Origin of the sequence: Streptomyces sp. CMB-StM0423 (assembly GCF_002847285.1) — a bacterium.
Classification (GTDB): Bacteria; Actinomycetota; Actinomycetes; order Streptomycetales; family Streptomycetaceae; genus Streptomyces.
In genome coordinates, this window is the sequence record NZ_CP025407.1 from 142,751 (window position 1) to 163,822 (window position 21,072).

Consider the following 21,072-nt stretch of genomic DNA (forward strand, 5'->3'; position numbering starts at 1 on the left):
CCGCCGCCCACCCGCTTTCCTGCGGTTCCCGAGTAGTACGGTGAACCGGTCCGTGTACGACCCAGACCCGGCATTCCGGCCGGTTCGTCCGAACCGCCCGGCACCGACCGAACCGAGGACTTCACCGCCATGAAGATCGCCATATCCGGCACCTACTCCGCCGGTAAGACGTCGACCGTGATGGCACTTTCGCACTACACGGGGATTCCGCGTACTCTCGCGCGCACGATCCGGGAGATCATGCCCGAGACCCTGCCGGGCAGGAAGCTGGCGGACGTGACGCCGGCGGAGTTCCTCCAGCTCGTGATGCGCCGGCACACCGGCCGCGCCGTGGCCGAGGCGCGGCTCGGCGACCGCTTCATCTCCGACGGGTCGTCGCTGCAGGAGTGGCTCTACGGCGAGGGCCGCATCCGCTACGGCATGAACCCGAACGCCAGCGCCGGCGACCCGTCGTTCCGCCCGGTCGAAGCCACCCCCGAGATGCGCTTCTTCGCGGAGGTCGTGGAGCAGTACGGCCGGGCGATGCGGCAGCACGTGAAGGCGACGTTCGACGCGTACGTGCACCTGCGCAACGAGCTGCCCGTGACCGCCGACGGCCACCGCCCGATGAACGACCGGTTCCGCGCGACGGTGGACGGGATGCTGCTGGAGACGCTCGACGAGCTGGAGATCCCGTACCACATCGTCAGCGGCACCATGCCCGAGCGGCTGGAGACCATCGCCGGCATCTTCGGCTGGGAGCCGGTGATGGCCGTCGAGGAGGCCATCGAGCTGGCCCGGCGGGACTACGCGGGACAGGACTTCCGCTGGGAGACCGAGCGGGTCCCGGCCGCGGGCTGAGACCGTACGCGCCGGCCGCGGGCCGCGCCGCGCGGGCACCGCAGTCACGCCTGCCCGGCCGGCGCCCGGCGCGCGCGCAGCGCCATCTCGCCGCACCACGCCAGCAGGTTGACCGCCGCGAAGGCGGCGCCGGTCAGCACCACGGCGTCCCAGCCGCCGGCCGCGTACGCCGCCGCCGACGCGCTCGATCCGGCGATGGCCCCGCTGAAGTAGGCCACCATGTACGCGGTGGTGATGCGGCTGCGCGCCTCGGGGCGCTGCCGGAAGTTGACCGCGAGGTTGACGACCTGCATGCCCTGCACGCCGAGGTCGAGCACGACGACGCCGAGCAGCAGCGCCCACAGCCAGGTGCCGCCGTCCAGGCCCATCAGGCCCCAGCTCGCCAGGATCACCGTGAACAGGACCCCGGTGACCGCGTTGTCCCGGCCCCGGTCGACCTGCGGGCCGGTGATCCGCGCCGCGTAGGCGCCGACGACGCCGGCGAGGCCGAACAGGCCGATGGCGCCGGCCCCGTAGGAGTACGGCGGGTCGTCGAGCAGGAACGCGATCGAGGTCCACAGCGCGTTGAAGCCGGCGAAGGACATGAAGCCGTACAGGCAGCGCAGCCGCAGCACCGGCTCTTCCCGCATGATCGTGAAGATGGAGCGCAGCAGCTTCCCGTACGGCATCTGCGCGGCCGGCGGCGCGTCGGGCAGCGCCCGCCTGAGCACCAGCGCGAGCACGACCATCAGCGCGGCGGCGACCGCGAACACGGTGCGCCAGCCGCCCAGTTCGGCGATGAGCCCGCCGCCGGTGCGGGCCAGCAGCACGCCCATGAGCACGCCGCTCATCACCGAGCCGGTGACCCGGCCGCGCTCCTGCGGGGCGGCGAGCCCCGCGGCGAACGGCACCAGGATCGGCGCGACGACGGCGGTCAGCGACATCACCGCGGAGGCGGCGATCAGCATGGAGACGGAGAAGGCCGCCGCGGACAGCGCCTGCATCGCGGCGACGACCAGGAGCAGATTCACCACCAGGCGCTTCTTGTTGACGATGTCGCCCAATGGCAGCAGCAGCGCGAGCCCGGCGGCGTAGCCGACGGTGCTGGCGATCACGATCAGCGACACCGTGTCGCTGCTGACGTCGAAGGTGTCGGCGATCGCGGTCAGCAGCGGCTGGCAGTAGTAGATGTTGGCGACGGCGAACCCCGCGGCGACCGCGAAGAGCGTGACCATCGCCTTGGAGAGGCCCGGCGCGCCCGGGCCGGGTGCGGGGTCCGGCGACGTGCTGCGCGGCGGCGCCACGCCGTCGGATGACTGTGCCGAACTCACGCTTGTTTGCCTCCCGTTGACGAATCCGGCGCTGACGTGCCGCCGGAACCCGCACTACGCTAGGAAGCGCCGTACGAACCATGCGGTACCTACGGACCAGGGGGAGTTCGTCGTGCGTTTCGACCGGCCAGGGGATGTGTTCCTCGCCGACTGCCCGGCCCGGCTGACGCTTGAGGTGATCTCGGACAAGTGGAGCATGGTGACGCTGTACGCGCTCGGCTCCCGACCGTGGCGCCACGGTGAACTGCGCGAACTCATCGGCGGCGTCAGCTCCAAGGTGCTGACGCAGACGCTGCGGCGGCTGGAGCGGTACGGGATGGTGCGCCGGCACGAGTACGCCGAGGTGCCCCGCCGGGTGGAGTACGAGCTGACGGAGCTGGGGCACACCCTGCTGCCGGCGATCGCGGCGCTGACCACCTGGGCGGAGCAGCACGGCGCGGCGGTGATCGAGGCGCTCGACGGCCACGGCGCCCTCGACGGGGCCGGCGGTCCCGGGCCGGCCCGCAGGCCCGAGGGAGCGCCGGCCGGCGCCTCGGCCTCCGCGTAACTCCGGCACCCTCCCGCGCAGCCGGGATTCTCCCCCGCCGCCCCGGTCGCGGCGGGGGCGCCGCCTGCTGCCGTTCGCTGCACGACTCTTGAGCTGTCCGACCCGTCGATCTAGGATTCTCGAAGAGCCCGATTGAAACGATTCAATTCTGGGCCGGACACGCCATCCTCAACCAAGGGACGTGCGATGAGCCACGAGCGCGAGACGAACAACGGAAGTGCATGGAACCGGCGGGCCTTTCTGCGCACCTCCGCCGCCGCCGGCGCGACAGCCGGCGTCATCGGCCTCGGCCAGGGCGCCGTCCCCGCCGCCGCGGCCGGCCGGGACGGCGAGGACGGCGAGGACGGCGGCGAGGAGGGACTGCGCGTCGAGCGCACCACCGTCGAGTACGCGCCCTCCCTCCTCGGCACCGACATCGCCGCACCCCGGCTGAGCTGGGAGCTGTCCGCGCCGGGCAGCGGCGCGCGGCAGAGCGCGTACCAGGTCAGGGTGGCGCCGGACACCGAGGGCGACGGTCCCGTGGTGTGGGACTCCGGCCGGGTCGCCTCGGCGCAGACCGTCGGCGTCGCCTACGGCGGTCCCGCGCTGCAGACCCGTACCCGCTACCACTGGCAGGTGCGGGTCTGGGACGGCCGGGGCCGGCCGTCGGCCTGGAGCAGATGGAGCTGGTGGGAGACCGCGCTGGCGGAGAGCGACTGGCGCGGCCACTGGATCGGCGCCGGCGCCGCGCCCGCGCCGCCCGGCTTCGCCGGGGCGTCGTGGATCTGGGCGCCCGGTGCCACGCCGCAGAACGCCCCCGCGGGACCGGTCTGGTTCCGCGCCGCGCTCGAACTGCCCGCCGGGGCCGAGGTGTCGGCGGCCCGGATCGTGGCCACCGCCGACGACGACTTCACCCTCTTCCTCGACGGCATGCAGGTACTGCACGCCCCGCAGCAGACCGACGGCTGGCGCACCGGGCGGCAGGCCGACGTCACCGACGCGGTCCGCGCGGCGGACGGCCGGGTGGTCGTCGCCGTACGGGCCACCAACCGGGGCGGCGCCTCGGTCAACCCGGGCGGTCTGCTCGTACGCCTCATGGTGCACCGCGGCGACGACGTCACCGAACTGGTCACCGGGCCCGGCTGGCGGTGCGCGGATCAGGAGCAGGACGGCTGGCAGCAGCCCGGCTTCGACGACGGCGCGTGGGCGGCGGCGACGGTGCTCGCGCCGTACGGCCAGGGCCCCTGGGGCAGCGGCGCGGCGGTGCCCGCCGAGGTGCGGCCCGCGCCGCTGCTGCGCCGCGAGTTCACCGTCGGCCGGCCCGTGCGGCGCGCCCGGCTGTACCTCAGCGGACTCGCCTACTACGAGGCCGAGATCAACGGCCGTCACGTCGGCCGCCAGGTCCTCGACCCGGGCTTCACCGACTACGACGAGACCGTGCTGTACGCCGTCCACGACGTCACCGACCTGGTCACGCGCGGCGCCAACGCCATCGGCGTCACCCTGGGCCGCGGCTTCTTCGGCATGACGACGCCCAACGTCTGGAACTGGCACCAGCCGCCGTGGCACGGCGAGCCCCGGCTGCTGGCCCAGTTGGAGATCGAGCACCCGGGCGGCGCCCGTACCACCGTGGCCACCGACGGCAGTTGGCGCCTCACCGAGGGCCCCACCCGCTCCGACTGCCTCTACGCCGGCGAGACCTACGACGCCCGCGAGCACCCCGCGGGCTGGACCCGGCCGGGCTTCGACGACACCGCCTGGGCGCGGCCCGCGCGCCAGGACCCGCCCAAGGGGACCCTGCGCGCCCAGCCCCACGACGCCATCCAGGTCATCGACACCGTCCGGCCGGTCGCCGTCACCGCCCACGGCGACACCTGGATCGTCGACATGGGCCGCACCCTGGCCGGCTGGTCGCGGCTGTCGGTACGCGCCCCCGCGGGCACCGTCGTGCGGCTCGTGCACGGTGAGAAGCTGAAGGCCGACGGCAGCGTGCACGCCGAGACGGGACATGTGCCGGGCCGCTTCCAGACGGACGAGTACGTCTGCGCGGGCGGCGGGTCCGCGGAGGTGTGGGAGCCCAAGTTCTCGTACAAGGGCTTCCGTTACGTGCAGATCAGCGGGCTGCCCGCCAGGCCGGAGCCCGGCGACGTCCTCGGCCGCGTCGTGCACACGCCGGTCGCCGACACCGGCACGTTCGGCTGCTCGGAGCCGTTCTACGAGCAGTTGGAGCGCGCCATGCGCCGCACCGTGCAGAACAACCTGCACGGCATCCCCACCGACACCCCGATGTACGAGAAGAACGGCTGGACGGGCGACGCGCAGGTCGGCGCGCCCGTGATGATGTACGCGCTGGGCATGCACCGGATGCTCGGCAAGTGGCTGGACGACCTCCGCGACAGCCAGAACGCCGAGGGGCAGGTGCCGGTGATCGTGCCCAGCGGCGGCTGGGGCTACCGCGACCTGGCACCCGCGCCGGAGTGGACGACCGTCTACCCGTTCCTGGTCCGGGAGATGTACCGCGTGTACGGCGACGAGCGCGTCGTACGCGACCATCTGCCGGCGCTCACGCGCTATCTGGACTGGGAGCTGGACCGGCTGGTGGACGGGCTGGCGGTGACCGCACTCGGCGACTACCTGCCGCCCGGCTACGGCGGCAACCCGCCCGAGGACACCCGGCTGACCGCCACCTCGTATCTGCACCGGGCGCTCACCGACACCGCGGCGATGGCGGACCTGGCGGGCGAGTCCGGCACCCGGGACCGGTACCTGGCCGCCGCCGACGACCTCAGGGAGGCGCTGAACGCCGCGTTCCTGGGGCCGGAGGGCCACTACCGCACGGCGAAGGACCCGGGCTACCGGCAGACGAACAACTGCATACCGCTGGCCTTCGGCCTGGTGCCGGCCGGGGCGCGGGCGAGCGTCACCGCGTCGCTGCTCGCCGACATCGAGAAGCGCGGCAACCACCTCAACACGGGCGCACTGGGCACCAGCGTGCTGCTGCGCGCGCTGACCGCAGAGGGGCACGCCGACGTGGCACACGCCATCGCGACGCAGCGCACGTACCCGGGTTGGGGCTACTGGTTCGACAACGGCGCGGACACCATGTGGGAGATGTGGCAGCTCGACTCGCGCTCGCGGGACCACTACTTCCAGGGCACGGTGGTCCAGTGGCTGTACGAGAACGTGGCCGGGCTGCGGCCGGGCGACGCCGGCTACCGCACGTTCGCGGTGCGCCCGGACGCGCGCGCCGGGGTGGACTGGGCGCGTACGGAGCTGCACACGGTGCGCGGTCCCGCGGCCGTGTCGTGGTCGCGGATCGACGCGACGGTGCGGCTGGCGGTGCGGGTCCCGGTGGGGTCGACGGCGGAGGTGCACGTGCCGAGCGGGTCGCGCGCGGACGTCCGGGAGCCGGAGGGCGCGGAGTTCGTACGGACCGAGCCCGGCTTCGCGGTGTACCGGGTGCCGCACGGCTCGTGGACGTTTACGGGGAAGCCGTGACGCGCGGCGTGCACCGCAGCCGTGATTGAAACCATTCAGTAGCGCGGGGCGGCGGCGTGGGACGGGCCGCCGCCCCGGCAGCACTCGCCCCCGCGGGGGTCGTTGACACCTCTGGTGCGGCTCCTTACCGTGTCAGGCGATTACAACGATGTAATAGCGCGCGCAGCTCGCCTCACCGGGCGGTCGGCCCCGCGGCCGGCCGCCCGGAGTCCGCTCCCGGAAGGAGCTTCCGTGTCCCCGCGCCCCTTCAGAGCCGTCACCGCCGCCGCGGCCCTACTCGCCGCACTCGCCGCCTTCGCCGCCCCCGGCCCGTCCGCCGCCGCCGAGCCGGCCGCCGAGCCCGTACCCGCAACCGCCGCCGCCCCCGGCCCGCCGGTGCTCGACGTGAACTTCCCCGACCCCGACGTCGTCAAGGCGGGCGACACGTACCACGCCTACGCCACCAACGGCGCCGGCAAGAACATCCAGCACGCCACCTCCACCGACCTCGCCTCCTGGTCGCCGGACGGCGCCGACGTACTGCCCCGCCTCGGCGACTGGGCAGTGCCGGACCGGGGGCTGGTCTGGGCGCCCGAAGTCTTCGACAACGGCGCCGGGTTCACCATGCACTACACCGCGCGCGACCGCGCCAGCGACAAGCAGTGCATCGGCGTCGCCCTGGCCGCCACCCCGGAAGGCCCCTTCGAGCCCGCCGGCCGCGGCCCGCTGGTCTGCCCCGAACGCCAGGGCGGCGCCATCGACGCCTCCAGTTACACCGAGGGCGGCCAGCGCTACATGCTCTGGAAGAACGACGGCAACTGCTGCAGCACGGACACCTGGCTGTACGTCCAGCCCATGAACGCGAACGGCACCGTCGTCAGGGGCAAGCCCACGCCGCTCATCCGCCAGGACCGCGCCTGGGAGGGCAACGTCATCGAGGCGCCGACGCTCGTCAAGCGCGACGGCAGGTACGTACTGCTCTACTCCGCCTCGTTCTACGACGGCAACCGCTACAAGACGGGCTACGCCGTCGCCGACCGCCTCACCGGCCCGTACACCAAGGTGGCCGACCCGCTGCTGAGCACCGACACCTTCGGCGGCGCCGTCCGCGGCCCCGGCGGCCAGGACGTCGTCACCGCCCCGGACGGGCGCGACCGGATCCTCTTCCACGGCTGGAGCGCGGACCGCTCGCGGCGCGCGATGTACGCGACGGGCATCGGCTGGGCGGACGGCCGTCCCGTGGTGGAGGGCAGCAAGGTCCTGTACCAGGCGGAGAACGCCGTCGTGAACAACGCGCGGATCCGCGACTCCGCCGGCGCGCACGACGGCGGCGCCGTCGGGCACATCGACTACGCGAACAGCTACGTGGAGTTCTCCGTCTTCGCCCCGGCCGCCGGCCACCGCACCCTCTCCGTCCGCTACGCCAACGGCTCCCTGGCCGACTCCGCCCCGGTGACCTCGTCGCACCTGCTCACCGTCGGCGGCAAGGCGGCCGGGAGCGTGGACTACCCCTTCACCGGCTGGGAGAAGTGGGCCACGGTCGACCAGCGGGTCCGGCTCGACGCGGGCTGGAACACGGTGCGCCTCGGCCGCGGCACGTACTACGCCGAGCTCGACAGCATCGAGCTCACCTGAGGCACGGCGCCGGCCGCCCATGACCGACACTGATCCGATGGAAGATCAGGTGCGCACGGTCATGACGCTGGTCGACGACGTACTGGGCCCCGAGGTCGCCGGCGCCTACCTGCACGGCTCCGCCGTCCTCGGCGGGCTGCGCCCCGCCAGCGACGTGGACGTCCTCGTCGTCGCCCGCCGCTCGCTGACCGACGGCGAGCGGCGGGCGCTCCTCGACGGGCTGCTGCGGGTGTCCGGGTTCACCGGCGGGCTGCGCCCGGTGGAGCTGACGGTGGTCGTGGAGTCCGGGATCCGGCCGTGGCGCTACCCGCCGACCGGCGACTTCCTGTACGGGGAGTGGCTGCGCGAGGAGTTCGAGGCGGGCGGGCCGCCGCGGCCGGAGCCCATGCCCGACCTGGCGATCGTGCTCACGATGACGCTGGCCGGTGACCACGCGCTCGCGGGACCGCCGCCCGCGCGGGTGCTGGACCCGGTGCCGTTCGAGGACGTGGCCCGCGCCGCGACGGCCGGCATCCCGGAGCTGCTGGCCGGGGCGGACGGCGACACCCGCAACGTGCTGCTCACCCTGGCCCGGATCTGGAGCACGCTGGCCACCGGGGAGATCCGCCCCAAGGACGCCGCCGCCGCGTGGGCGCTGGACCGGCTGCCGCCGGAGCACCAGCCGGTGCTGGAGTACGCGCGGGAGCTGTATCTCGGCAGCCGGTACGCGGAGGAGAGCTGGACCGAGGAGCTGAGGGCCGCGGTGCGTCCGCACACGGAGTACGTGGTCGCCGAGATCGGGAAGCTGTCCCGGCCCTGACCGCACGCCGGCTGTCTCAACTCCGGCGGTGGCTGCCCGGGGTGGTGCCGTAGGCGCGGCGGTAGACGTCGATGAAGGCGCTCGCCGAGGACCAGCCGCAGCGGTGCGCGACCGTCGTCACCGGCACGTCGTCGGCGAGCAGCCGCAGCGCGTGGTAAAGGCGCACCTGCGTGCGCCACTGCGGGAACGTCATGCCCGTCTCGCGGCGAAAGAGGCGGCTGAGCGTCCGCTCCCCCGCGCCCGCGGCCCGGCCCAGGACGGCCAGCGTGCGCTGGTCGGCGGGGTCTGCGTACAGCACGTCGCAGACGGCGGCGAGCCGCGGGTCCGCGGGCGCGGGCAGCGGCACCGGCTGCCCCGCGGCGCCGGCTGCGGCGGCGGCGCGCAGCCGGTCCAGCAGGACGGTGTGCAGCCGCTGCCGCTCGGCGGTCTCGTCGTACGGGTCGCGGGTGCAGGCGAGGATCAGCTCGCGCAGCAGCGGGCTGACGGCCAGGACGGCGGGCGCGCCGAGCCCGAGGGGGTCGGTGGCGGCGGGTACGCCGATGAGGTGCAGGTCGAGCCGGCCGTACGCGCGGTGGGCGTGGACGCAGCCCGCGGGCACCCACAGCGCACGGGTGCCGGGCGCGAACCAGGTGCCCGCGTCGGTGGTGACGGCGAGCACGCCGGCGCCGGCGTAGACGAGTTGGTGATCGTCGTGCCGGTGCGCGTCGATGCGCGCGCCCGCGGCCAGCGTCGTGGCCCGGGTGGGCGCCTCGGGGGTGTGGCGGATATCCGGCATCGATTGGCACTTTATCGGAAGTTCGCCACGGGCGACTCGGTGACGATCGGGGGATGCCCGAGCCCCGCGCCGCCCGCTTCCGGCAGCTGACCCTGCTGTCCGTGGGGCACGCCTGCGTCGACGTGTACCAGGGGGCGGTGGCGGCGCTGGTGCCGTTGTTCGTCGCCGAGCGGGCGTACTCGTACGCCGCGGCCTCGGGGGTGGTGCTGGCGGCCTCGCTGCTGTCGTCGGTGGTGCAGCCGCTGTTCGGGGTGGTGACGGACCGGCGGCCGCTGCCGTGGCTGCTGCCGGTGAGCACGCTGGCGGCCGGCGCGGGGGTGGCGCTGGCCGGGGTCTCCGGCTCGTACGCCGTGACGCTCGCGGTGGTCGCGCTGTCGGGCATCGGGGTGGCCGCGTACCACCCGGAGGCGGCGCGGGTCGCGCGGCGGGCGAGCGCGGGCAGCCACACGGCGATGGGCTGGTTCTCCCTCGGCGGCAACCTGGGCTTCGCCACCGCTCCCCCGCTGGTGGCCGCCGTCGTCGCGGCCGGCGGGCTGCGGGCCTCGCCGCTGCTGGTGCTGCCGGCGCTGGCGGGGGCGGCGCTGTGCGCCGCGGCGCTGCGCGGGCTGCGGCCGTACGCGCCGGCGGAGACGGCGGACGGCGCGGGCCCGGCGGGGATACCCGGGGGCCGGGACGACTGGCCCTCCTTCGCGCGGCTGACCGGGGCGGTGGTCTGCCGTTCCGTGGTGTTCGTAGGACTGAGCGCGTTCGTCTCGCTGTACGTGCCCGGGCGCACGGCGGGCGGGACGGCGGCGGGCACGGCGGCGCTGTTCGTGCTCTATCTGGGCGGCGCGGTGGGCACGGTCGCGGGCGGGCGGCTGGCCTCCCGGTTCGGGCGGCTGCCGGTGGTGCGGTGGTCGTACGCGCTGTCCTGCCCGGCGGTCGCCGGGGTGGTGTTCGTGCCGGGGCCCGCGGTCTACGTCTTCGTGGCCCTCACCTCCGCCGGCCTGTACGTGCCCTTCTCGCTGCACATCACGCTCGGCCAGGACTACCTGCCCCGGCACGTCGGCACCGCGGGCGGCGTCACGCTGGGTCTCGCCGTGAGCGCGGGCGGGCTGGCCAGCCCGGTCATCGGCGTGCTCGCGGACGCGACGTCGCTGACCGCGGCGCTCAGCCCGCTCATCGCCCTGCCGGCGGTGGGGCTGCTGCTCCTGGGGCCGCTGCGCGAGCCGGGGGCACCCCGCTGAACCGCCGCCGCCCGCCGGGCAGTCGGGCGGTGCGCGCACGCCGGGAGCGGCGGCCGGGCGACTGTCACGGGCCGGGCCACTCCCCCGGCCCGTGATAGTTAGGTTAGCCTAACCTTCATGCTGATACGCGACAGCCGTCACCGGCCACGCCCCGACGTCGCCCACCCCACCCGCCGCGGCCTGCTCGCCGCCGGCGGCGCGCTCGGCCTCGGCGCCGTGCTCGCCGCCTGCGGCGACGACTCCGGCTCCGGCGGACCGGACTCCGGTGCCGCGGGCGGCACTTGGCGCTTCGAGGACGACCGCGGCGAGGTCGCGAAGGCCGGCCGTACCCCCGAGCGCATCGTCGGCTACGTCGCGTCGGCCGCCGCGCTGCACGACTTCGGCATCGAGTGCACCGGCGTCTTCGGCCCGACCACGACGCCCGACGGCGAGCGCGACCTCCAGGCCGGCGACCTCGACGTGGCCGGCCTGACCGTCCTCGGCAACAGCTACGGCCAGTTCAACGTCGAGAAGTACGCCTCGCTGCAGCCGGAGCTGCTGGTCACCAACATGCAGGAGCCGCCGGTGCTCTGGTACGTACCGGAGGAGAGCACCGAGGAGATCACCTCCCTCGCCCCCGCCGTCGGCATCCGCACCTCCGGCACCTCCCTCAAGGCCGCCATCGGGCGCTACGCGGAGCTGGCCGCGGCGCTCGGCGCCGACCTTCAGGCCGAGAAGGTCGTGCGCGCCGAGTCCCGTTTCGAGCAGGCGTCGCAGACCCTGGCCAAGACCGCGGAGGACCGCCGCGGCCTGAAGGTACTCGCCGTCTCCGCCAGCACCGAGATGCTCTACGCCGCCGTCGCCCGGGACTTCGGCGACCTGCGTTACTACGAGGAACTCGGCGTCGAGTTCGTCACGCTCGACAACGCCGGCGACCGCGGCTTCTGGGAGGAGTCGAGCTGGGAGACCGCCGGCCGGTACCGCGCCGACGTCGTCATGGTCGACCGGCGCACCGGCAACCTCCAGCCGCACCAACTCGCGGAGTCCAAGCCGACCTGGCGCCGGCTGCCCGCGGTCGCCGCCGGGCAGGTGATCCCGTGGCAGAGCGAGGCGCACCACAGCTACGCCGGCCACGCGCCGCTCATGGAGGCGCTGGCCGACGCCCTGCGCGACGCGAAGCAGGTGGTCCGGTGAGCACCGCGACCGTCGCCCCGTTCCGCTTCTTCGACATCGTCGTGGCCGGCGTCGAGCGCCTGTCGCCCACCATGATCCGGGTCGCGTTCTCGGGTCCCGCGCTGGCCTCGATGGAATCCGCGGGCCGCGACCAGCGCATCAAGCTGTTCTTCCCGCACCCCGGCCAGGACGCGCCCGTGATGCCGGACGACGACGGCAGCAACTGGTACCCGGCCTGGCAGGCGCTCGACCCCGCGGTGCGCGGCATCATGCGCACGTACACCACGCGCAGCCTCACCCGCGGCCCCGACCGGCTCGCGGTCGACTTCGCCGTGCACGGCGAGACCGGCGCCGGCTCCCGCTGGGCGCTGCACGCCGCCCCCGGCGACCGGCTCAGCGTGCTGGCTCCGATCGTCGCGGAGAACGTGGCGTACGACTTCCGTCCGCCGGCCGGCACCGACTGGCTGCTGGTCACCGCCGACGAGACCGCGCTGCCCGCCGTCGCCGGCATCTTCGCGGCGCTGCCCGCGGACGTGCCCGTCCGCGCCTGGATCGAGGTGGCCGACGCCGGCGACCGGCTGGCGCCGGCGACCGCGGCGGACGCGGCGGTCACCTGGCTCGTACGCGGCGAGGACGCGCCGGTGGAGGAGGCCCTGCGGGCCGCGGAGCTGCCCGGGGGTACGCCGTACGCCTGGGTCGCCGGGGAGTCGGCGACGGTCAGGGCGGTGCGGCGCCATCTGGTGCGCGAACGGGGCTTCGACCGCCGGGCGGTGACGTTCTCCGGCTACTGGCGCCGCGGCACCACCGAGGACCAGTTGCTGGCCGCGGCGGAGTCCGCCTGACGGCGGCGGGCCGCCGGGGCGTAATCCGGTGGCGGCGCGCGGGGCACTGGGGCAGGGTGCGTCCATGACCTCGGTGGTGCTGAACATCGCGATCGACTGTGCCGACGCCTACGGGCTGTCGCTCTTCTGGAGCAAGGTGACCGGCAGCCCGGTCCATCCGGAGGACGGACCGGGCTCGCCGGAGACGCAGGTACTCCTGCCCGAGGGGCCGGTGCTGCACTTCAACCAGGTGCCGGAGCGGAAGACCGGCAAGAACCGGATCCATCTGTGCCTGCGCCCGGAAACCGGGCGCGAGGAGGAGGTCGAGCGGCTGCTCGGCCTCGGCGCGTCCTTCGTCGCCGACCACCGCAACCCGGACGGCACCGGCTGGGCCGTCCTCGCCGACCCCGAGGGCAACGAGTTCTGCGTGCTGCGCAGCGCCGCCGAGCGGGCGGCGACGCAGCCCTGACCCGCCGCCGTACGCCTCAGCCGTCGGCGTCCTCCGCGCCGATCGGGCGCAGGTGCCGCAGCAGTACGGCGGCCAGCACCGCGAGGCCGGCACAGACCAGGGCGGCGGCCACGGCGACGGCGGTCATCCCGGAGCCGAAGGCCGCGTGGGCGGCGTCGAGCAGCTCGCCGCGGAGCCGTTCCGGCAGCGCGACGGCCGCCGCGTCGGCGTCGGCGAGGGACTCCCCCGCCCGCTCCGGCGCCCCCGCGGGGAGGTCGAACCCGGAGGCGTAGACGGCGGCGCCGAGGCTGCCGAAGACGGCGACGCCCAGCGAGATGCCCATCTCGCCGCTGCTCTCCGCGGTGGCCGAGGCGGAGCCCGCCTTCTCCGGGGGCGCGCTGCCCACGATGAGGTTCAGCCCCAGCGCCCCGACCGGCGCGGCGCCGAGGAAGCCCAGCGTGAACCCGATCACCAGCGGTACGAGGTCGTCGCTGACGGCCACGTACACGAACCCGGCCGCGGAGACCGCCAGGCCCGCGCCGACCACGACCGCCGGGCGGACCGTTCGCGCCACCACCGGCGCCAGCAGGGAGCCGGCGACCAGCGCCAGCGCCGGCGGCGCCATCCAGAACCCGGCCTTCAGCGGCGAGAAGCCCTCGATCATCTGGAGGTGCTGGCTGAAGAAGAAGTAACTGCCGCCCTGCACGAGCATCGTGAACAGCAGCACCACCAGCGCCGCGGAGAACGACCGGTTGCGGAACAGCCGCAGGTCGAGCAGCGGTTCTGCCAGCCGGAGCTGGCGGCGGGCGAAGGCGTAGCCGAAGGCGAGCCCGGCGGCGACGGCCAGGGCCGCCCGCGCGTCCGGCTCGTCGGCCAGCTCCTTCAGCCCGTACACCAGCGGGATGACCGTCAGCAGCGACAGCCCGACGCTCGCCGGGTCCAGCCGCCCGCCACCCTCGCCGCCCGACTCCGGCAGCAGCGGCCTGGCCGTGAGCACCAGCAGCAGCGCCACCGGCACGCCGAGCAGGAAGACCGAGCCCCACCAGAAGTTCTCCAGCATCACCCCGCCGACGACCGGGCCGAGCGCCGCGCCGCCCATGAAGCAGGCGGTGAACACGCCGATGGCCAGGGCACGCTGGCGTGCGTCGGTGAACATGGTGCCGACCAGGGCCAGCGCCGAGGGCGCGAGCGCGGAGGCCGAGACGCCGAGCAGGATGCGGGCGGCGATGAGCATCTCCGCGCTGACGGCGTACGCGGCGAGCACCGACGCGGCGCCGAAGGCGGCCGCGCCGACGGTGAGCAGCCGGCGCCGGCCGATCCGGTCGCCCAGGGTGCCCATGGTGATGAGGAAGCCGGCCATCATGAACCCGTACACGTCCATGATCCACAGGACTTGGGTGGGGGACGGCTCCAGATCCGCGGTCAGATGCGGCAGCGCGAGGTAGAGCACGCTGTTGTCGACCGAGGCGAGCAGCATGGGCAGGGCGAGGACGCTCAGGCCGAGCCATGCCCGGGGCCCGGCCTTCGTGGCGGTGGTCGTGGTCATGGGTTCACGGTCGCCGCGCGGTGTTCGGGTTTGCTTATGGTGGTGTCATGCGCTTCGGAGTGCTCGGTCCCGTGCGGGTCTGGACCGACGACGGACGGCCGGTGCGGGTCCCGGAGCTGAAGGTACGCGTGCTGCTGGCCGCGCTGCTCGCCCGCGAGGGGCGGCCGGTGCCGCCGTGGCGGCTGGTCGACGACCTGTGGGACGCCCATCCGCCGGGCAAGCCGACGGGTGCGCTCAGGGCGAAGGTCTCCCAGTTGCGCCGGGCGCTGGGGGACGCCGAGCCGGGCGGGCGGGAGCTGGTCGCCTCGGGCGCCTCGGGGTACGTGCTGGACGCCGCCACCGACGCCGGGGACTTCGCGGAGCTGGTCCGGCGGGCCCGTACGGCGCCGGGTCCCGCGGGCGCCGCCGACCTGCTCACCGGGGCGCTGGCGCTGTGGCGCGGGCCGGCCTTCAGCCCGTACGAGGACGCGCCCTTCGCCCGCGCCACCGCCGCGCGGCTGGAGGAGCAGCGGCTGACCGCGCTGGAGGAGCTGGCGCAGGCCCGGCTGGCGCTGGGCGAACACGGGCCGCTGGTGGCCGAGTTGACGGACCTGGTGGGCGCCCACCCGGTGCGTGAGCGGCTGACCGGGCTGCTGATGCGGGCGCTGTACGGCTCCGGCCGGCAGAGCGAGGCGCTGGCCGCCTACCGCGCGCTGCGGGTGCGGCTGCGCGAGGAGGCGGGGCTCGACCCGGGGCCGGAGCTGGCCGGGTTGCAGCAGCGGATCCTGGCGGGCGACGAGGCGCTGGCCGCCGCGCCGCCCGCGGTGCCCCGGCTGCGCCCGCCGCGGCTGCCGGCGCCGCTGACGCCGCTGGTCGGCCGGGCGGCGGAGCTGGCGGAACTCGGGCCGCTGCTCGGCGGGGAGCGGCTGGTGACGCTCACCGGACCGGGCGGCGTGGGCAAGACGCGGCTGGCGCTGGCCGTGCTGGGCGAGCGCCCCGATCCTGGCTACGTCGCGGAACTGGCGGGCGCCGGCGGCGGGAGCGTGGCCGACGTGGTGGCGACGGCGTTCGGCGTGCCCGACGAGGACCGGATCGCCGCGGCGCTCGCCGACGCCCCCGCGGTGCTGCTGCTCGACAACGCGGAGCACGTCGTCGAGCAGGCCGCCAAGCTCGCCGACCGGCTGCTGCGCGCGGCGCCCGGGCTGCGGGTGCTGGCCACCGGCCGGGAGCCGCTGGGCGTCGCGGGCGAGGTGGTACGGGCGGTGGCACCGCTGGCCGAGGCGGACGCGGTGCGGCTCTTCGCCGACCGCGCCGCGGCGTCCGCGCCGGGCTTCGCGCTGGGCGCCGGGAACGCGGCGGAGGTCGCCGAGGTGTGCCGCCGGCTCGACGGCATCCCGCTGGCGCTGGAGCTGGCCGCGTCCCGGGTCCGCGGCCTGGGCATAGGGGGTCTCGCCGCCGGGCTCGACGACCGCTTCCGGCTCCTGGACGACGGCCCGCGCGGCCTGCCGGAGCGGCAGCGGACGCTGCGGGCGGCCCTGGAGTGGAGCTGGCGGCTGCTGGACGACCGGGAGCGCGCGGCGCTGCGGCGGCTGGCGGTGCACGGCGCGGGCTGCACGCTGAGCGGGGCGATCTACGTCTGCGCGGACACCGGCGCGGGCCCGGACGGCGGGGTGTCCATCGAGGCCGGCGGCGAGCAGGTACCGGCCGCGGGGCTGACGGCCGAGGAGGTGCCGGGGCTGCTGGCGCGGCTGGTCGACCGGTCGCTGGTCTCCCGGGACGGCGAGCGCTTCCGGCTGCTGGAGACGGTCGCCGCCTACGCCTGGGAGCGGCTGGAGGAGGCCGGGGAGACGGCGGAGGTGCTGCGGCGCCGCGACGACTACTACGCCCGGCTCGCGGAGTGTGCCGAGGCGGAGCGGGCGGGCCACGCGCGGCAGCGCTGGATCGGCCGGCTGGACGCGGAGATCGCCAACCTGCGCGAGGCCCTCGACGGCGCCACCCGCCGCCGCGAGACGGCTCTCGCCACCCGCATCAGCGGCTCGCTGGCCTGGTACGAGGCCGCCAGCGGCCGCCCGACGCCGCGCTGACGCCGGCAGCGCCCCGGGGTCACGTCGCCGGGGGGCACGTCGCCCGGGGGGCGCGGGGCGTCCGGCACGGCGGCGTCCGGCACGGGGTCCTGCGGCGCGGCGGCATCCGGCGCCGTGGCATCCGGCGCGTCCGTGCCCAGCAGGCGGGCGAGCAGCCGCCGGGACTGGTCGAGGCGGTCGAAGTCGGCGGTGAGCCTGGCGTGCTCCCGGCTCAGCCGGGCCTCCACGCCGGGGCAGCCGGGGTGGCGCGTTCGGAGCGCACGCTCGCCCGTGGCGCCGAGGCGGTCGCCGCGACGGGTACGGGCGTTGCGCCGGGGTCCGGGGCGCTCCCGCTGGTCGCCGACGTCACCGACGAGGCGGCGCTGCGCGCCGCGCTCGATGCCGCGACCGGCAGGTTCGGGGTGCCCGACGCCGTCGTCTGCAACGCGGCCCTCGTCCGCGCCGACGCGATCGGCGAGCTGGCCCAGAGCGCCCTGCTGGACGCCTGGGCCGTCAACGTCGGCAGCGCGCTGACCGCGGCCGCGCACCTGGCGCCGGCGATGGCCCGGCGCGGCGGCGGCTCGTTCCTGCTCACCGGCGGCATGCCCGAGCCCAAGGCGCTGGGCAAGGCCGGGGTGCGCACGCTGGCAAGGCTGCTCGACCTGGAGTACGGGCCGGGCGGTGTGCACGTCGCGACGGTGACGGTCGACGGTGCGGTGGCGCCCGGCACGGACTTCGACCCGGACCTGATCGCGGAGCACTACTGGCGGCTGCACACCCAGCCGCGGTCGCGCGGGGAGCACGACGTGGCGTACACGGGCGCGGAGGCGACGGCTCCGCCAGCCTGACCGCGGCGGCACCCGCTACGCCCCGGGCTCCCTGCTCACCGCGACCGCCGCCTTCAGGTCCGCCCAGAACTCCGGCCGCGGCGCGATGCGGTGGCCGAGGCGGTAGACCGTCGTACGGGACCGGCCGCGCACCCGCAGGTGCACGTCGGACGGGCCGGGGTGAGCCTGGAGCACGGCCTTGAGGCGGCCCACCGACTCGGGCGTGACCTGGGCCTCGGTGATGTCGAGGCGGACGGGGGCGCGTTCGCCCGCGGTGCTGAGGTCGGGGACGGCGAGTTCCATGGCGACCAGCCGCGGCACGTCCTCGCGCTTGTCGAGCCGTCCCTTGACGAACACGATGGCGTCCTCGACGAGTTGGGTCGCCACGAGCTGGTAGGTGGCCGGAAAGAACATGCAGTCGATGGAGCCGCCGAGGTCCTCGACGGTGGCGATGGCCCAGGCGTTGCCCTGCTTGGTCATCTTGCGCTGCAGTCCGGAGATGATGCCGCCGATGGTGACGATGGCCCCGTCGGCGTGGTCACCCCCGTTGAGCGCCGCGATGGAGGCGTCGGCCTTGTCGCCCAGCACGTGCTCGATGCCGAAGAGGGGGTGGTCGGAGACGTAGAGGCCGAGCATCTCCCGCTCCTGGGCGAGGAGATAGGACTTCTCCCACTCCTCGTCGGTGAACTGCACGTCGAGCCCGAAGCCCGGCTCGTCCGCCGCGGCCTCCTCCCCCATGCCGCCGAAGAGGTCGAACTGGCCCTCCGCCTCCTTCCGCTTGACCTGGACGACGGCGTCGATCATCGGCTCGTAATGGGCGAGGAGACCTTTGCGGGTGTGCCCGAGGGCGTCGAACCCGCCCGCCTTGATCAGCGATTCGGTGGTGCGCTTGTTGCAGACGACGGGTTCCGACTTGTCGAGGTAGTCGGGAAAGGAGGCATAGGGCCCTTTGGACTGGCGGCAGCGCACGATGGAGTCCACGACGTTCCGGCCGACGTTGCGGACGGCGGTGAGGCCGAAGACGATCGTGTCGTCGCCGCGGGGGGTGAAGTCGGCCTCGGACTCGTTGACATCCGGGGGAAGCACCTTGATGCCCATCTTCCGGCACTCGTTGAGATAGACCGCGGACTTGTCCTTGTCGTCGCGCACGGACGTCAGCAGCGCGGCCATGTACTCGGCGGGATAGTTCGCCTTGAGATACGCCGTCCAGTACGACACGAGCGCGTACGCCGCCGCATGCGCCTTGTTGTACGCGTAGCCGGCGAAGGGCACGAGGACGTCCCAGACCGCCTGCACCGCCTCGTCCGGATAGCCACGCTGCCGGCAGCCGTCGCGGAAGGGGACGAACTCCTTGTCGAGCACTTCCTGTTTCTTCTTGCCCATGGCGCGGCGCAGCAGGTCCGCCTGGCCGAGCGTGTAGCCGGCGAGCACCTGCGCGGCTTTCTGCACCTGCTCCTGGTAGACGACGAGCCCGTAGGTGATGTCGAGGACTTCCTTCAGCGGCTCGGCAAGCGCGGGGTGGATCGGGGTGATCTCCTGGCGGCCGTTCTTGCGCAGCGCATAGTTGATGTGCGAGTTCATGCCCATGGGACCCGGCCGGTAGAGGGCGGTGACGGCGGTGATGTCCTCGAAGTGGTCGGGGCGCATCAGCCGGAGCAGCGAGCGCATCGCGCTGCCGTCGAACTGGAAGACGCCGAGGGTGTCCCCGCGGCCCAGCAGTTCGAAGGTCCTGGCGTCGCTCAGCGGCAGGGACAGCAGCTCGATGTCGGCCCCCTTGTTGGCGCGCACCATTTTCACGGCGTCGTCCATGATGGTGAGGTTCCGCAGGCCGAGGAAATCCATCTTCAGCAGGCCGAGCGACTCACACGTCGGGTAGTCCCACTGCGTGATCGTCACCTGGTCGCTGTGCCGCACCCAGACCGGGACGTGGTCCACGATCGGCTCGCTGGACATGATCACACCGGCCGCGTGCACACCCATCTGCCGCACCAGGCCCTCGACGCCCCGCGCCGTGTCGATGACCTTCTTCACGTCGGGCTCGTTCTCGTACATCGACCGCACCTCGCCGGCCTCGGCGTGGCGGGGATGCGCGGGGTCGGTGATGCCCGCGAGATCGATGCCGTGGCCGCCGACGTCGGCGGGCATGGCCTTGGTGATCCGGTCGCCCATCGCGTACGGATAGCCCAGCACCCGCGCGGAGTCCTTGATCGCGTTCTTCGCCTTGATCGTCCCGTACGTGCCGATCATCGCGACCTTGTCGGCACCGTACTTCTCCGTGACGTAGCGGATCACCTCCGCCCGCCTGCGCTCGTCGAAGTCGATGTCCACATCCGGCATCGACACCCGCTCCGGATTCAGGAACCGCTCGAAGATCAGCCCGTGCTCGATCGGATCCAGGTCCGTGATCCCCATCGCGTACGACACGATCGAACCCGCCGCCGAGCCACGGCCGGGACCGACCGCGATCCCCGCGTTCTTCGCCCACATGATGAAGTCCGCGACCACCAGGAAGTACCCCGGGAACCCCATCTGGATGATGACGTCCATCTCGTACTCGGCCTGCTTCTGGTAGTGCTCGTCCCAGCCGTCCGGGTAGCGGCGGCGCATGCCGTTCCACACTTCCTCGCGGAACCAGGTGACCTCGCTGTAGCCGTCGGGCACCTCGAACCGGGGCATCAGGTCGCGCTTCTCGAACCACCCCGCGGTATCGATCTGCTCCGCCACCAGCAGCGTGTTCGCACACCCCTCCTGCCAGGCATCCGAGGAATCGACCGCATACATCTCCTCGGTCGACTTCAGGTAATAACCCGTCCCGTCGAACCTGAACCGGTCCGGATCAGAAAGATTCTTCCCCGTCTGAATACACAACAACGCATCATGCGCCCCCGCCTCCTGCGCATACGTGTAATGCGAGTCATTCGTCACCAGCGGCGGAATCCCCAGCTTCCGCCCGATCTCCAGCAGCCCGTCCCGCACCCGCCGCTCGATCTCGATCCCGTGATCCATCAGCTCCAGGAAATACCGCTGCTTCCCGAACACCTCCTGATACCACGCCGCCGCCGCCAGCGCCTCGTCGAACTGCCCCAGCCGCAACCGCGTCTGCACCTCACCCGAAGGACACCCCGTAGAAGCGATCAACCCCTCCGCATGCTCGGCGATCACCTCCTTGTCCATCCGCGGCCACTTCTGCAGCCACCCCTCCTTGTACGCATCAGACGACAACCGGAACAAATTATGCAAACCCGTACGGGAAGACGCCCAGATCGTCTTGTGCGTATACCCACCGGAACCCGACACGTCATCACGCTTCTGATGCGGCTGCCCCCACTGCACCTTCCGCTTGTTCCGCCGCGACTCCGGCGCCACATACGCCTCGATACCGATGATCGGCGTCACCCCCGCCGCCGACGCCTGCGCAAAAAAATCATACGCGCCATGAAGATTCCCATGATCCGTCATCGCGATATGCGACATCCCCATCTCACGGCACGCCGCGAACATATCCTTCAACCGCGCCGCCCCATCCAGCAGCGAATACTGCGTGTGCACATGCAGATGCGTAAAAGGTGGCTTGGCCACGACGGCTCCTCACACAACGGGGCGTTGTCAGAAGCGCCATCAAAGCCCCAGGTCGAGGACCGTTTCAAA

The 21,072-nt window shown here is 73.6% G+C and carries 15 protein-coding genes; 11 read left to right on the forward strand and 4 right to left on the reverse strand.

Annotated features, from left to right (window positions below; translation table 11 throughout):
* Window positions 1–129 precede the first annotated feature (129 nt).
* Entirely contained in the window at window positions 130–840 is a 711-nt protein-coding gene (locus CXR04_RS00575) for an AAA family ATPase (protein ID WP_101419943.1), read from the forward strand.
* 44 nt (window positions 841–884) lie between these two features.
* On the opposite strand, the gene CXR04_RS00580 is transcribed toward CXR04_RS00575, so the two are convergent.
* On the reverse strand, window positions 885–2,150 hold the full coding sequence (locus CXR04_RS00580; protein WP_234379963.1) for an MFS transporter: 1,266 nt from the start codon (window positions 2,148–2,150) through the stop codon (window positions 885–887).
* A gap of 112 nt (window positions 2,151–2,262) precedes the next feature.
* Here CXR04_RS00580 and CXR04_RS35450 point away from each other — a divergent pair, with 112 nt between their 5' ends.
* The 4 genes from CXR04_RS35450 (at window position 2,263) to CXR04_RS00600 (ending at window position 8,587) form a co-directional block, all read left to right on the forward strand.
* Complete coding sequence (locus CXR04_RS35450; protein ID WP_234379964.1) at window positions 2,263–2,697, forward strand: winged helix-turn-helix transcriptional regulator; 435 nt, start codon at window positions 2,263–2,265, stop codon at window positions 2,695–2,697.
* 186 nt (window positions 2,698–2,883) lie between these two features.
* Window positions 2,884–6,174, forward strand: a complete 3,291-nt coding sequence (locus tag CXR04_RS00590) for a family 78 glycoside hydrolase catalytic domain (RefSeq protein WP_101419945.1) — start codon at window positions 2,884–2,886, stop codon at window positions 6,172–6,174.
* A gap of 231 nt (window positions 6,175–6,405) precedes the next feature.
* On the forward strand, window positions 6,406–7,788 hold the full coding sequence (locus CXR04_RS00595) for a family 43 glycosylhydrolase (protein ID WP_101419946.1): 1,383 nt from the start codon (window positions 6,406–6,408) through the stop codon (window positions 7,786–7,788).
* A gap of 37 nt (window positions 7,789–7,825) precedes the next feature.
* Window positions 7,826–8,587 carry an aminoglycoside adenylyltransferase family protein gene (locus CXR04_RS00600; protein ID WP_101419947.1) on the forward strand — a complete coding sequence of 254 codons (762 nt, stop codon included), beginning with the start codon at window positions 7,826–7,828 and terminating at the stop codon, window positions 8,585–8,587.
* A gap of 16 nt (window positions 8,588–8,603) precedes the next feature.
* Here the strand turns inward: CXR04_RS00600 and CXR04_RS00605 are convergent, their stop codons facing one another.
* Complete coding sequence (locus CXR04_RS00605; protein WP_101419948.1) at window positions 8,604–9,362, reverse strand: AraC family transcriptional regulator; 759 nt, start codon at window positions 9,360–9,362, stop codon at window positions 8,604–8,606.
* 53 nt (window positions 9,363–9,415) lie between these two features.
* Between CXR04_RS00605 and CXR04_RS00610 the strand changes: the two genes are divergently transcribed.
* The 4 genes from CXR04_RS00610 to CXR04_RS00625 all read left to right on the forward strand — a co-directional run bounded on the left by CXR04_RS00610 (window position 9,416) and on the right by CXR04_RS00625 (window position 13,030).
* Window positions 9,416–10,588, forward strand: a complete 1,173-nt coding sequence (locus CXR04_RS00610) for an MFS transporter (protein ID WP_101419949.1) — start codon at window positions 9,416–9,418, stop codon at window positions 10,586–10,588.
* A 117-nt stretch (window positions 10,589–10,705) separates the two neighbouring features.
* Window positions 10,706–11,761, forward strand: a complete 1,056-nt coding sequence (locus CXR04_RS00615) for an ABC transporter substrate-binding protein (protein WP_101419950.1) — start codon at window positions 10,706–10,708, stop codon at window positions 11,759–11,761.
* The gene (locus tag CXR04_RS00620; protein ID WP_101419951.1) at window positions 11,758–12,582 is read left to right on the forward strand and encodes a siderophore-interacting protein; all 825 of its coding nucleotides are present in this window, start codon (window positions 11,758–11,760) and stop codon (window positions 12,580–12,582) included. The genes CXR04_RS00615 and CXR04_RS00620 overlap by 4 nt, the downstream gene beginning before the upstream one ends.
* Before the next feature lie 64 nt (window positions 12,583–12,646).
* Window positions 12,647–13,030: a VOC family protein gene (locus tag CXR04_RS00625; RefSeq protein ID WP_101419952.1), complete on the forward strand. Its 384-nt coding sequence runs from the start codon at window positions 12,647–12,649 to the stop codon at window positions 13,028–13,030.
* A 16-nt stretch (window positions 13,031–13,046) separates the two neighbouring features.
* Here CXR04_RS00625 and CXR04_RS00630 read toward each other — a convergent pair whose 3' ends face one another.
* On the reverse strand, window positions 13,047–14,555 hold the full coding sequence (locus CXR04_RS00630; RefSeq protein WP_101419953.1) for an MFS transporter: 1,509 nt from the start codon (window positions 14,553–14,555) through the stop codon (window positions 13,047–13,049).
* 47 nt (window positions 14,556–14,602) lie between these two features.
* Between CXR04_RS00630 and CXR04_RS00635 the strand changes: the two genes are divergently transcribed.
* Window positions 14,603–16,618 carry a BTAD domain-containing putative transcriptional regulator gene (locus CXR04_RS00635; RefSeq protein WP_101419954.1) on the forward strand — a complete coding sequence of 672 codons (2,016 nt, stop codon included), beginning with the start codon at window positions 14,603–14,605 and terminating at the stop codon, window positions 16,616–16,618.
* A gap of 242 nt (window positions 16,619–16,860) precedes the next feature.
* A complete protein-coding gene (locus CXR04_RS00640) occupies window positions 16,861–17,445 on the forward strand; it encodes an SDR family oxidoreductase (RefSeq protein WP_234379965.1) in 585 nt (194 codons plus the stop codon).
* A gap of 15 nt (window positions 17,446–17,460) precedes the next feature.
* Here CXR04_RS00640 and dnaE read toward each other — a convergent pair whose 3' ends face one another.
* Complete coding sequence (gene dnaE, locus CXR04_RS00645) at window positions 17,461–21,003, reverse strand: DNA polymerase III subunit alpha (protein WP_101419955.1); 3,543 nt, start codon at window positions 21,001–21,003, stop codon at window positions 17,461–17,463.
* Window positions 21,004–21,072: the final 69 nt, after the last annotated feature.